This window comes from Caulobacter sp. Root1472, assembly GCF_001426985.1.
GTDB lineage: Bacteria > Pseudomonadota > Alphaproteobacteria > Caulobacterales > Caulobacteraceae > Caulobacter > Caulobacter rhizosphaerae.
In genome coordinates this window covers 12,345-26,020 of record NZ_LMFX01000024.1, presented here as the reverse complement: position 1 = coordinate 26,020, position 13,676 = coordinate 12,345, and the positions used below count along the sequence as shown (strand labels likewise).

Annotated in this window: 7 protein-coding genes; 2 read left to right on the top strand and 5 right to left on the bottom strand. The window is 68.4% G+C overall.

The genetic code is table 11. The features are described from left to right. Window positions 1-98 precede the first annotated feature (98 nt). The 5 genes from ASD47_RS16960 to ASD47_RS16940 form a co-directional block, all read right to left on the bottom strand. A complete protein-coding gene (locus tag ASD47_RS16960; protein WP_162251664.1) occupies window positions 99-2,291 on the bottom strand; it encodes a TonB-dependent receptor in 2,193 nt (730 codons plus the stop codon). Window positions 2,292-2,754: 463 nt separating this feature from the next. Continuing rightward, window positions 2,755-6,144, bottom strand: coding sequence for a glycosyl hydrolase (locus ASD47_RS16955; protein WP_200945269.1), 3,390 nt, complete (start codon window positions 6,142-6,144; stop codon window positions 2,755-2,757). Window positions 6,145-6,380: 236 nt separating this feature from the next. Next, window positions 6,381-7,169 (bottom strand): triose-phosphate isomerase, encoded by a 789-nt coding sequence (gene tpiA / locus ASD47_RS16950; RefSeq protein WP_056759119.1) that lies wholly within the window; start codon window positions 7,167-7,169, stop codon window positions 6,381-6,383. A gap of 54 nt (window positions 7,170-7,223) precedes the next feature. After that, a complete protein-coding gene (gene rhaI / locus ASD47_RS16945) occupies window positions 7,224-8,519 on the bottom strand; it encodes an L-rhamnose catabolism isomerase (protein WP_200945268.1) in 1,296 nt (431 codons plus the stop codon). A gap of 198 nt (window positions 8,520-8,717) precedes the next feature. Beyond that, on the bottom strand, window positions 8,718-10,835 hold the full coding sequence (locus tag ASD47_RS16940) for a bifunctional rhamnulose-1-phosphate aldolase/short-chain dehydrogenase (protein ID WP_056759117.1): 2,118 nt from the start codon (window positions 10,833-10,835) through the stop codon (window positions 8,718-8,720). A gap of 106 nt (window positions 10,836-10,941) precedes the next feature. Between ASD47_RS16940 and ASD47_RS16935 the strand changes: the two genes are divergently transcribed. Then, on the top strand, window positions 10,942-12,363 hold the full coding sequence (locus tag ASD47_RS16935; protein WP_056759114.1) for an FGGY-family carbohydrate kinase: 1,422 nt from the start codon (window positions 10,942-10,944) through the stop codon (window positions 12,361-12,363). Continuing rightward, window positions 12,360-13,529: an FMN-dependent L-lactate dehydrogenase LldD gene (lldD, locus tag ASD47_RS16930; RefSeq protein WP_056759112.1), complete on the top strand. Its 1,170-nt coding sequence runs from the start codon at window positions 12,360-12,362 to the stop codon at window positions 13,527-13,529. The genes ASD47_RS16935 and lldD overlap by 4 nt, the downstream gene beginning before the upstream one ends. Window positions 13,530-13,676: the final 147 nt, after the last annotated feature.

Below are 13,676 nucleotides of genomic sequence, written 5' to 3'. Positions count from 1 at the left end.
CAACGCCCGGATCGGGTCGGGGTCCTGTCCGAGCGTCGGGACCGGCCCACCGCGGCTTCGCGGGCGGGCCGGCCTGTTTCAGGGGGCGGCGCTCAAGATCAGAACGCCACCCTGGCCCTGAGGCCGTACTCGCGCGGCGCGCCGTAGAACTCGTTGTTGCCGCCCTGACCCAGGACATACTGTTTGTCCGTGAGATTGCGCCCGTAGGCCTCCAGTTGCCATTGGCCGAAGTCCAGCGTGGCCAGGGCCGAGAGCAGGCCGTGCGCCCGGATGCGATCGGTGACCGGCGAATAGAACAGGTTGGTGAACTGCTCGCCGACATAGGCGTAGTTCAGCCGCGGCGTGAAGGTCACGCCATTGGCCAGCTGGAATTGGTACTGGGCCCCCAGATTGTAGGTCCACTTGGGCGACAGCAGGTTGGGGCCGCCGCCGGCCTGGCCGGTGAACGGCACATAATTAAAGCAGGTCGGCGGGTTGGAGGGGGTCCCGGTCGGGCACTGCGGTCCCAGCGCCCCGGAGGGGAGCGGGACGGTGTTGACCGTGACGAAGCCCGGCAGATGGCTGTCGACATAGGCCACCGAACCGTCAGCGGAGAACCCGCCAAACTTGAGCTGGATCTGGGCCTCGACGCCCTTGATCGTCGCGGTGGGCAGATTGGCCACGCCGTTCTGCCCCGAGGTCACATCGACCAGCCCGAACTGGAAGCCGTGATAATCGTTCCAGAACGCGTCCAGCTGCGTGCGAACATGGCCGTCGGCCAGGGTGGATTTCCAGCCGATCTCATAGTTCCAGACCGTTTCGGGACGGAAGGCCGACACGGTGGAGTTGAAGCCGCCGGGCTTATAGCCCCGCGCGGCGAAGGCGTAGATCAGGTTGTTGTCGTCGAACTTCCAGTTCAGCGCCAGCTTTCCGGTCGGCCGGCTGTCGCTGTGGCGACCGGCCAGATCGGCAACCACCAGACCCGCGGCCGGGAAGCCCGGGATCCCGGCCCCGATGGCCACCGCGCCGTCGCCTGACAGCTTGAAGTGCGAATAGCGCACGCCCAGCTGGACCTCCAGCGTGTCGGTCAGTTGGTAGTTGCCCTGGGCGAACAGGCCGGTGGTGACCTTGGTCTGGTTCTGAAGGACGTCGAGCGGAAAGCCGCCATTGACCTGGTGGAGCCGGACGTTGATCCGGTTGCGCTGGTAATAGGTTCCCAAGATCCAGTCGAAGCGACCGTCGGTGGGCGAGATCAGGTTGAATTCCTGGCTGGCCTGGCGCTCCTGGACGTTCTGGTCGGTCCGCACGTCGGCGATCGCGGTGGCGTCATTGTCGATCAGGAGCCTGGACTCCTTGTCCTGGTAGCCGCTCACCGAACGCAAGGTCACGCCGTTGGCGAATTCGTAGCGCAGCTCGGCGCTGTTGATGAACCCTGTCTCGTGCTGGGAGGTGGGCGCATTGTAGCTCAGGGTGCGAATGTCGCCCACGCGGCCAGCCGCCAGGCCGGTGCCCAGGACCGGCCGGTAGGCGAAGCCGCCGGTGTTGAGGTCGAGGACTTCGGTCTTCAGCAGGGCCTCGAAATTGCCCGGCTTCCACAGGACGCCAAGCCGCACCGCCTTTTCATTGAGACGTCCGGCGTCATTGTGAGCCGGGCCGACGTCTTGATAGTAGCTGTCACGACGACGAAGTTGTCCGGCCAGGCGGATGGCCAGGTCGTCGGCGACGGGAAGGTTGATCGCGCCTTGGGCCTCCATGGCGTCGTAGTTGCCGTAGGTGGCGCCGGCATACCCGCTGACGCCGGCGAGCTTGGGACGCTCGCTGTTGATGAAGATCGCGCCGCCGGTCGAATTGGATCCGACCAGGGTGCCTTGCGGCCCGCGCAACACCTCGACGCTGGCGATGTCGAAGAAGCTGTTGGTCTGGACGATCGGCGGCTGGAAGACCCCGTCGACATAGGTCGCCACGCCGTTGGCCACCGACGGCGAGCCCGAGGCGATGCCGATGCCGCGGATGTTGACCGACTGAACCAGTCCCCCTTCCGAAACGCTCAGGGACGGGGCGGCGAACTGCAGGTCGGACAGGCGCGTGACCGCCTTTTCGACAAGGGCTTGGGCGCTCAGGGACGTCGCGGCGATCGAGACGTCCTGCAGGCGCTCCTCGCGGCGCTGCGCCGTGACGATGACGTCCGGCAGGATATTGGCGTCCGCCGCCTGCGCACTGGCGGGACGGGCGGTGTCCTGGGCGAAGGCGGGCGCGGCCGAGGCCAGACCGACGGCAAGCATGGTCGTCGTCAGAAGCAGTGATTTTTTCATTTTTCCTCCTCGGTGAAGACCGGCCGCTTTTCTTCTTCCGCCCTGCTCAGTCCCCGCGCGGGTCATCAAAAACAACCCGCGCGGATAGACTTCACCTGGACGTTCTTGCGTGGCCAAATCTCAATCTAAACAGCTTGGTATAGTTAAAGGGCCTGGAGTTTCGGCCGGCCATCGCCGCGCCTCTTCCGTGTTCCAGGCGACTGTCGCTGGAACGGTCGAGCTAAACTAGGCCCCGTATTTATCGCCTGCCCCGCCTTGGCCCCGGTCGCCGTTGCACGGCCCCGCGTCAGGACCGGATGGACCGCGCGGCGGCGCCGCTCGAACCTTGGGGGGCTCTGGCGTCAAAGGCTTCAAGCCTGGGCTAGGCCGCGTCATCGCCGTTTCAGACGAAAAAAAGCCCGGCCTTGGGGAAAGGCCGGGCGCAGGTGAGGGGCTGTCGCCGAACGGTCCGGCGGCGCGCGGGCTAGCGGCCTTGCGGCGCCAGCAGGGTCACAGGTCCGATCAGGCCTGATGTGCGCAAGGGCGCGTCGGGACGGTAGGTCGGCATGGCCGTGAAGGTGAGCGGTTTGGCGCCCGGCTGGGCGTCGCCGACCAGGCGGTTGATCCAGAGGTTGGCCACGCGAACCTCGAGGCTGTTCTTGCCGGGCTTGAGCGCCCGCGAGACGTCGACACGCCAGGGCGCCTTCCAGGCGTAGCCCGCCGACTGGCCATTGACGATCACCTCGGCCACGTCGCCGACGCGGCCAAGGTCGAGCTGCAGCGGCTGGCCAGTCCGCCACTTGGCCGGGGCCGTCAGCGTCGTCTTGTAGGCGGCCACACCCGAGAAGTACTTCACCCCCGGATCGGGATTGTCGTTGAGCGGCGCCAAGCTGGCCAGGGTCACGGTCGCCGGGGCGCCGCGACCAGGCTGGAAGGCGACCGTCCAGGGACCGCTGGCCTGGGCCGCGGGGGCCCAGCGCGGCGTGGGGAGCGTGACCTGCGGCTGGTCGGCGGCCTGCCGGAAGACCACGAACAAGGCGTCGTGGGCGCTCAGCTCCAGCGGGACCACGGTGCGCTCGCCCTCGGTGCGATAGCTGGTCGGCGCCACCCCGCCCGTATCGGCGCGCCAGATCTCGGCCTTGCGGCCGCTGACGCGGAAGCGCGCGTCGAGCGCCAGGGCCCGGTCGCTCTGGTTGCTGACGAAATAGACGTCCGAGCCGTCGTCCAGCCGCCGATGCAGGAACTGGACATCGCCGCCACCGGGGTCGGCCTCGAAATCGGGCGCCTGACCAAGGTCGAGCAGCGCCTTTTCGACGTCGTCGCCGGCCACCACACGGCCTTGGCCGACGGTGGTCACCGCGCCGCCGGCCCAAAGCCTTGACACCAACGCCGTGAACGCGCCGGCGTCGTCGGCCAGGCTGGGCGAACTGAGCGGCGCCTTGCCGACGACGGTGACCCCGCCCTCGACCAGGGCCGCCAGGCGCTTGAGCACCGGCAAGGTCATGCGCTGGCTGGTCCCGCCCAGATAGAGCACCTTGTAGCGGGCGCCTGACGGCGCGGCGAGCGCGCCGCCATCGGCCTTCAGGGTGTTGAGCAGCATGTCGCCATTGACCAGGTCGTAGCCGTAGCGCCGCGGCGCGTTCTGCGGGACCTTGGCCTGGTAGAGCACGGTCACCGGCGAGTCCTCGCCATAGAAGTAGGCCACGTCGGCGAAGTAGCGGCCCTGCTGGAGCATCAGGCTGGTGCGCGAGAGGTAGTCCACCCAGGGCTTGGCCATTTCAGCCCAGGTCTCGTGGCGATTGAAGTACTGGCCGAACGGACCCAGCGAGAGGCCGGGCTGCTTGTCGTCGACCGGCTGGTGCACCGAGGTATGGATCACCGGCCGGTTGATCCCGTTGACGAACTCCAGGTCGGCGATCGGCTTCAGGTCGACGGGGGCGAACGCCCAGGGCGAGAACGCCGCGGTCATGGACTCGGCCGCGGCGATGTTCTGCCCCATCACGTGGGCCACCGAGGCCGCGCCGCGGATGTCGCCGATATAGCCGGGGCGCGGACCGTCCTTGGGATCGTAGGTCCAGATCGCCGCCATCGGGAAGTCGGCGTGCTGGCGCATCTGCAGGTCGTCGCCGAGGCTGGGCCGCCCGGCCTCCAGGGACTCGCCATAGACCGCCAAGCCGCGCGCATGGGCGACCTCGGCCACCTGGCCATAGTGGGCCTCGGCGATCAGGTCCGCCAGCGTGCGCCGAAAATCGTAGAGGAAGGCGTCGCTCTGCTGGCGCGAGCCGACCACCACACCGGTCAAGGCCAGCAGCCAGGGCTTGGGATCGTAGCCCCGCAACGCCTTGAAGCGCCCGACCATGTCGCCGGTCCAGTTGGAGGCGCCCACCTCGATACTGTCGGTCAGCAGCGCGCGCACCCCGCGCTCGCCGATCAGGTCCGGCCCGGTCGCGGTCTGGTACATCGCCAGATAGTGTTCGAGATAGGCGCGCACCGCGGCCGCGTCGTACTTGTCGACCTCAAAGCCGGTGGCCTCGGCCGGCGCGGGGTGATTGGTCGTTCCCAGCAGCGAGTAGCCCAGACGAACGATCCGCCAGTCGCCCGGCGGCGGTGTCCAGTCGAACTTGCCGTCCGGTCCCATCCTGTCGGTGAGATCGATGATCGCGCCCGGCGCCACGCCCGGCGCGGCGCCGCCGCGTTCGAGGGCATAATAGTCGGGCGCGATGGCGAAGCCGGCCTTGGCCTCGAAGCGGTCCAGGCGTTCTTCGCCGAAGAACCGCAGCTCGCCGATCGCCATGACGCTGGCCGCCTGGCTCGGGCCGAAGGCCATCTTGACCGCCCCGGGCACGCCCTTGAACAAACCGCCGAGGTTGGGGTCCGGCGCGACCGGCGTCAGCACCACGCGCAGACGCTGGGCGGTGACCGGCTCGAAACTGATGGTCGATTGCACGCCTTCGAGCGGCAGATCGGCGACCTTGCGCCAGCCCCCGGCCCCGTCCTCGGCCTCCAGGGCCGCCCGCGCGCCCGATTGGTCGAACACGCCGCCGCCCTCGGGGCGGCCCAGGGTCACCGAGCGCACCGTCACCGGCTTGCCAAAGTCGGCGAGGATGTAGCCTGGCCCCTCGCCGGCCTTCAGCGGCACATCGACCGTCGTCTGAAGCCGTCCGTCGGCGAGCTTGCCGCCCTCGGCCACCGCGCCCAGGCTCGTGGCGAAGACCGGTGGCGGCAGGGGTTTGGCGGCGGCCGGCGCGGGATAGGCCAGCACCATCACGTCACGATAGAGCTCGGCCGGCGCCTTGCCGGTGTCGGCGGCGGCGAAATTGGCGCGGAACGGCGCGTCCTGAAACGGACCGGTGACCTGAGGCGGCGCGGCCAGAACCAGCGACAGGCGTTTGCCGCCGACGGCGGAGGTTTCGCTCCAGACCAGCTTCTTCATGGCGTTCTGAGGCGTCACCCAGGGCCCGCCCGTCTCGCTCCAGCCCGGCGACGCGGCGATGGTCAGCTCAAGTCCGTGCTGGTCGGCGCTCTGGGCCGCGAAGCGGAAGGCGTCCTTCCATTCGGGCGTCATATAGGCCAGCCGGCGCTGGACGATCTGCGGCGTTGCCAGGTTGACGTCGAAGTTGGTCACCCCGCCCAGGCCGACACGGGCCATCCAGTCGAAGTCCTTCTCGATCCCCTCCTTGGTGATGTTGCCGTTCATCCAATGCCACCAGGCGCGCGGCCGGGCGCTGTTGGGAGGATTTTGGAACGCCGCTTCCAGCGTGGCGGGCGCCACCGAGCCAGGCAGGGCTGTGGATTGGGCGCGGGCGACGCCGCCCAAGGCCGTGGTCGCCAACAAGGCGCCCAACACCGCGCGGGTCATGTGTCCGTGTTTCATTCGTCTCTCCCCGGGGCGCCTGGCGACGGCGCCGTTTGATGGGCGTCGCCGCGTTGGACGCAGAGCCCTCTTCAGAGGGCCTCGCAGCTCGCTTTGCGCGAATATGACCAATAGTGAAGCCGACAACTTCAAGGTCAACCATTATCGATCACAGATGATCACCTCGACGAAAGATCCTCGCGGCGGCCCAATCACCCCGCGCCGGCTCGGGCGCTCGGCGCGCAATCATCGCTCGCCTAGTGCAGCGCGAGGGCGGGGACCTTGGCCCAGGCCGCCTCGATGATCGGCACGAAACTGTCGGCCCTTAGGCTGGCGCCGCCCACCAGGACGCCATCCACCTCTGGCAGGGCCATCAGCCGCTGGGCGTTGGCGGCGGTGACCGAGCCGCCATAGAGCAGCGCGATGTCGTCCCCCGAACGTCCCAAGGCGGCGCGCAGCGCCAGGCGAAGCGCGCCGTGCATTTCGACGACGTCGACTTCGCTGGCCGAGCGCCCCGTCCCGATCGCCCAGATCGGTTCATAGGCGACCGCCAGCCAAGCCCCGTCGGCGCCTTGCGGCAGGCAGGCGGTCAGTTGGCCGACCACCGCGCCGAGCGCCTCGCCGCCCTCGCGCGCCTCCAGGCTCTCGCCCACGCAAAGAATGACGCCGAGCCCGGCGCGGTGGGCGGCCTCGGCCTTGCGACGCACCAGCGCGTCCGTCTCGCCCTGGCGCAGGCGCGCCTCGCTGTGACCGACGAGGGTGAAGACCGCGCCGGCTTCGCGCAGCATCGCCGCCGACACGCAGCCGGTGTGGGCGCCCGCCGCCTCGGCATGCGCGTCCTGGGCCCCGACGATCAGATTGGGAAACAGGGCGCCGGCCGCGGTGATCAGGGTCGCGGGCAAGGCCAGGGCGACGACCACCGTGGGAAAGCCGCGCGAGGCTTGGCCGATGGCGTTGAGTTCGGTCAGCGCCGAGAGACTGCCGTTCATCTTCCAGTTGCCCGCGACCAGCTTGCCGCGTTCGCCTTCGCGAAAAACCACTCGCATTCGGTCAGCCTTTCCGTCGAGGGCCGGGTGGCCCGTCCCGCCCTTGGCGCGGTCTCAGACGATGCCCGCGCCCAAGCCCACGGGCTTGCGCTCCTGGGCCTTGCGCGCCCGCCAGCCCGCGTGGCGATAAGCCCCCAGCATGTCGATCGCCCCGCCCGCCTCCAGCCGCGCCATGGCCAGGATCGGCGAGACGTCGACCTTGTAGGCCCGGCGCAAGGCCTGGAAGGCCATCATCACGTCGTTGTCGGCCTGGGCCGCGTGCAAGGCGCTTCGGTCCACGAGCAGGGCCTTGGCGAAGGCCGCGGCGATGGCTTCGGCCGAGGACAACATGCTCTCGATCGGGTCGGTGACGTTGTGCGACTGGTCGATCATGTAGGCCGGATCGAAACCCTCGCGCGGGTTGTCCTGAGCCTCGATCAGTTCGTTGAAGACCAGGAACAGCTGATGGGGATTGATCGAACCGGAATCGAGGTCGTCGTCGCCGTACTTGCTGTCGTTGAAATGGAAGCCGCCGAGCTTGCCGAAGCGGTGGAGTCTGGCGACGATCTGCTCGATGTTGACGTTGGGCGCGTGGTGACCCAGGTCCACCAGGCACCGGGCCTTGGGTCCCAGCTCCTGGGCGGCCAGGATCGAGGACCCCCAGTCGGAGATGACGCTCGAATAGAAGGCCGGCTCGAACATCTTGTGTTCGAGCAGCATGCGCCAGCCCTCCGGCAGGGCCGCGTAGACCTGGGAGGCCGCTTCCAGGTAGCGGTCCAGCGAGGCGGCCAGGTCCTGCTGCCCTGGGAAGTTGGTGCCGTCGCCCACCCAGACGGTCAGGTCGCGCGCGCCCAGTTGCCGGCCGATCTCGATGCACTCGATATTGTGCTCGACCGCCTGCTGGCGGGTGGCCTCCGAGGTCGAGGACAATGAGCCGGTGGCGTAGGTGTGGGCCTGGCCCGGTTGATCTTGAAAGGTGTTGGAATTGATCGCGTCGAAGCTCAGGCCCAGGCTTTGCGCCTCCTGGCGCAGGCCGGCGTAGTCGCTGACCTTGTCCCAGGGAAAATGCGGCGACACCCGCGGGGTCACCCGCGAGAGCTGATTGATCACCGCGCAATCCTCGAGCTTCTCGTGGATGTTGGTCGGCTCGCCGGCGAGCGGGAACTTGGCGAAGCGGGTGCCCCCGCGCCCCGCGCCCCAGCTGGGCACGGCCACCGAGAAGCCGGCGACGCGCGCCTTGACCGCGTCGATGTCGACGCCCCGGCGGTCCAACTGCCGGCCCAGGCTGGCGTAGTCGTCCTCGAGCGCGGCGCGGCGCTCGGCGTTGTGGCTGTCGATCAGGTCGCTCGAAAGCGGCAAGGAAATGGCCATGGGTTCTCCCCGAGAGCGGACCCGTGGCCCGCCCCCTGTTTTGTTGTCGTTGGTTGTTCGGCGCTGGAGCGCTCTGGGATTTTGGCCCCTTAGAACGCCCTATAAGCTCTTGAAACTAGGGCTCGTTTTTAAGATTCAGAGGGATCTTGCCGCCTCCGCCGCTCCGCAGGTTCAAAGGATCCGACATGCGCCGCGACCCTAGCGGACGAAGGCCTGGGCGTTGCCGGCGTCGACATTGAGCATGTTGCCCGTCGACTTGGCCGAGGCCGCCGAAGCGAAGAAGAACACCGCCTCGGCGACATCCTCGGGCAGCACGTCGCGCTTGAGCATCGAGCGTTTGCGGTAGTGCTCCTCGAGTTCGGCGCCCGCATCGATGCCGTGGGCGCCCGCACGCTCCTTGCGCCAGTCGCCGTCCCAAATGTGCGAGCCGCGGATGACCGCGTCGGGGTTGACGCTGTTGACGCGGATACCGAACGGCGCGCACTCCAGCGCCAGGCAACGGGCCAGATGCAACGCCGCGGCCTTGGCCGAGGCATAGGCCGCAGCGTTGGTGGCGGCGGCCACGCCGTTCTTGGAGCCGATGAAGACGATCGAGCCGTCCTGATTGGGTTTCATCAGCTTGATCGCCTCGCGGGCGGTCAGGAAGTAGCCCAGGGCCAGGACGTCGTAGTTCTTGTTCCACAGCGCCACCGAGGTTTCCTCGATCGGCGCCGAGGAGGCGATGCCGGCGTTGGCGACCATCACGTCGAGGCCGCCAAACTCCAGCGCGCAGGCCGCGAAGGTGGCGATGACCTGGGCTTCGTCGGTCACGTCGCAAACGGCCGAACGAACGACGTCCTTGCCGAACTTGCTCTCGAAGGCCGCGCGGCTCTGGTCGAGGCGATCGCCGTCGCGGTCGACCAGCATCACGCAGGCCCCGTCGGCTAGGAAGCGCCGGGCGGTGGCTTCGCCGATGCCGCCGGCCCCGCCGGTGACCAGGGCGATCTTGCCGGCCAGCGGCTTGGGCTTGGGCATCCGCTGAAGCTTGGCCTCTTCCAGCGCCCAGTACTCGATGTCGAAGGCCTCCTGTTCGGGCAGGCCCAGATAGCCGCCGGTGGCTTCGGCGCCGCGCATGACGTTGATGGCGTTGCCGTAGAATTCGCCAGCCAGACGGGCGGTGACCTTGTCGGCGGCGAAGGTCAGGCGGCCAACCCCGGGAACCAGCACCACGACGGGGTTGGGGTCGCGCATCTTGGGGTCTGACGGGCGGGCGCAACGCTGGTAGTAGCCCCCATAGCCTTCGCGATAGGCCGCCAGGGCCCCGGCCAGATAGGCCTCGTCTTCAAGCTTGGCCGGGTCCAGCGTCAGCGGCGCGATCTTGGTGCGCAGGAAGTGGTCGGGACAGGAGGTGCCGACCGCGGCCAGGCGCAGGAAGTCCTTGGAGCCGACGAATTCGAGCGCCTCGGGATCGTCCGAAAAATGGCCGACCTTGGCCCGCTCGCCGACCATCAGGCCGCGCAGCCTGGGCATCAGGGCGCTGGCCACGGCGGCGCGCTCTTCGGCGGGCAGCGGCGGGCGGACCTGGCCGCCGAAGGCGGCCTGGCCGGTCAGCTTGTCATTGAGATAGCGCGCCGCGTCGGCGATCAGGCCGATGGTGTTTTCGTAGCAGGCCTTGGCGTCGTCACCCCAGCAGATGACGCCATGCCCCGCGAGCATGACCCCGCGCAGGCCGGGATTGGCGGCGACATAGTCGCGGATCTGCACGCCGAGCTCGAAGCCCGGGCGCTTCCAGGGCAGCCATCCCACCGTCCCTTTCCAGATCTCGCGCGTGGCCGCTTCCCCGCCGCGCGCGGCGGCCAGGGCGATGATCGAGTCGGGGTGGACATGGTCGACATGCTTGAACGGCAGCAGGCCGTGCAGCGGGGTGTCGATCGAAGCCGCGCGGGGGTTCAGGTTGAAGGTGCAGTGCGGCAGATAGCCGACCATCTCGTCTTCGAACGCCACGCCGCGATAGAGCTTCTCGGTCGCCAGGAATTTGTCGAGATAGAGGGTGGAGAAGCCGTCGAGCTTCATCGATCCGATGTCGCCGCCCGAGCCCTTCACCCAAAGTACGTCCACGGCCTGGCCGGTGAGCGGGTCTTTCTCTTCCAGCTTGGCCGAGGTGTTGCCGCCGCCGAAATTGGTGACCGTCAGATCCGAACCCAGGAGATTGGAGCGATAGAGCAACAGCTCGGCGGGCGACTTGGTCGCGGCCTGGGCATCAGACCAGCGGCTCTCCGGCTCGGGGAACAACAGCGCGTTCGCCTCGGCCGCGGCCGTGGTGGTGATGTCGTTCATTAGAGGGCGCTCCCGATGAGTGGATTGATGCGACATTATCGATTGTGATGGCGCCAATCAATCATTTTCGATAAGATTTAATCAAAAGCGGAAATGAGGAGGAACGGTGCGGGACGATCTGATCGCGGTGCTCGACGTTGGTAAGACGTTGGCGAAATTGAGCCTTTGGACGCGGAGCGGCGATCTGCTCGCCAAGGACTCACGCCCGAATGCGCGCATCGACGCTGGCGCCTATGTCGCGCTCGACGCCGACGGCATCGAGGCCTGGCTGGCGCAGACGCTGACGGCTTTCGCCAAGCAGGGCCGCATCGGCGCAATCATCCCGGTCGGGCATGGCGCGGCGGCGGCCATCGTCCGGGACGGCAAATTGGCTTGCCCGCCGATCGACTACGAAGAACCGGGGCCCAACGCGGCGCGCGGCTCCTACGAGGCCGCCCGCGACGCTTTTCGCCACACCGGATCGCCCGCCCTGCCCGGCGGCCTCAACCTCGGCGCCCAGTTGCACTATCTCCAGGGCCTGAGACCGGGCCTGCTGGCGCCGGGCGCTCAGATCCTGTTGTGGCCGCAATATTGGGCCTGGCGGCTTTCGGGCGTGGCGGCCAGCGAGGTGACGAGCCTGGGTTGCCACAGCGACCTCTGGCGCCCCAAGGACCGTCGCGTCTCGGACCTGGCCCGCGAGCGGGGCTGGGACCAAGCCTTGCCGCCCCTGGCGGAGGCGGGCGCGGCGCTAGGCGGGCTGACGGACACGTGGCGCGCGCGCACGGGCCTGGACGAGGCGGTGCGAGTCTATTGTGGTCTGCACGATTCCAACGCCGCCCTGCTGGCCGCCCGCGGTTTCGCCGAGATCGCCCAGGCCGAATCGACGGTGCTTTCGACCGGCACCTGGTTCGTGGCCATGCGCTCGCCCGAGGACGACGCCAGCGTCGAGCTGTCCCGGCTGTCCGAGGACCGCGACTGCCTGATCAATGTCGACGCGTTCGGCAAGCTCGTGCCGTCGGCCCGCTTCATGGGGGGTCGCGAGATCGAGATCCTGGCCGGCGTGGACACCCGCCGCGTCGACATCAAGCCCGACCAGCCCGCCTTGCTGGCGGCGGTCCCGGCGGTCCTGGCCGCGGGCGCGCGCGTCCTGCCCACCTTCGCGCCGGGCTTTGGCCCCTATCCGGGCCATCGCGGGCGCTGGATCAACATGCCCACCGACCAGGCCGAGCGCCGCGCGGCCGTCTGCCTCTACGCGGCGCTGGTGGCCAACGAATCTCTGGACCTGATTGGCGCGCGCGAGCGCATTCTGGTCGAAGGCCGCTTCGCCGAGGCCGAGGTCTTCGTGCGCGCCCTGGCCTCGCTTCGCCCCCGCGACCAGATCTACGTCTCCAACGCCCACAACGACGTCTCCTACGGCGCGCTGCGCCTGATCGAACCGACGCTCAAGCCCGCCACGGCCCTGACCCCGGTCGCCCCGCTCGAGGTCTCGATCGCCCGTTACGCCCAGGACTGGCGCCGCGACGTCGAACGCACGGAACACGCGGCGTGAGGGCGGCCTCGATCGACGACTATCGAGACCTGGCGCGCAGCCGCCTGCCCCGCTTCCTGTTCGACTATATCGACGGCGGCTCCTATGCCGAGGTGACGCTGCGCCGGAACATCGCCGATCTGGAGGCCGTGGCCTTGCGCCAGCGGGTCCTGTGCGACGCGGCTGATCTGAATCTGTCCACCGAGCTTTTCGGCCAGAGGCTGGCCATGCCCGTGGCCCTGGCGCCGATCGGCCTGGCCGGCATGAATGCACGACGAGGCGAGGTCCAGGCCGCGCGGGCGGCCCAGGCCGCGGGCGTGCCGTTTTGCCTGTCGACCGTTTCGGCCTGCTCGATCGAGGAAGTGGCCCAAGGCGTGGACCAGCCCTTCTGGTTTCAGCTCTACATGATCCGCGACCGCGGCTTCATGCGTGACCTGCTGGCCAAGGCCCGCGCCGCCCGTTGCTCGGCCTTGGTGTTCACCGTCGACATGCCCGTGCCCGGCTCGCGCTATCGCGACTATCGCTCGGGCCTGGCGGGCGCCTCGGGTCCGATGGGCGATCTTCGTCGCTTCTGGCAGGCCGCCCAGCGTCCGGCCTGGGCCTGGGACGTGGGGCTCAAAGGTCGCCCCCACAGCCTGGGCAACGTCGCCCCGGTGTTGCAGCGGAAGACCGGCCTGGAGGACTTCTTCGCCTGGATGCGCGACAATTTCGATCCGTCGATCACCTGGAAGGACCTTGAGTTCATTCGCCAGGAATGGAGCGGTCCGCTGATCATCAAGGGCGTGCTCGACGTGGAGGACGCCCGGGCCGCCCGCGACCTCGGCGCCGACGGCCTGGTCGTCTCCAATCACGGCGGCCGCCAACTCGACGGCGTGCTTTCAAGCGCCCGGGCCCTGCCGGGCATCGCCCAGGCCGTGGGCTCGGACTTGACCGTGCTGGCCGACGGCGGCGTGCGTTCGGGCCTGGACGTGGTTCGCATGCTGGCCCTGGGCGCGCGCGGCGTGCTGCTGGGCCGGGCCTGGGCCTATGCCTTGGCCGGCGGCGGCCAGGCCGGCGTGGCCCATGTGCTCAAATTGATCGAGGCGGAGATGCGCGTGGCCATGACCCTGACCGGCGTCCAGAACGCCGCGGCGATCACCGGCCGCGCCTTGGCCGAGCCGCCCGCGGACCTCCGTGTCGCGATTTGAGCAAAAGAGATCGTTTTCAATCATTCTCCACTTGCAATCACCTCTAGATCCGCTCAGATAAGCGTCGCCCGTTTCCTGCGCGGCGAAACTCCTCCCGATCGAAATATCGGCCTGCGCCCTTAAGGCGCAGGCTTTTTTCGCGCCGCA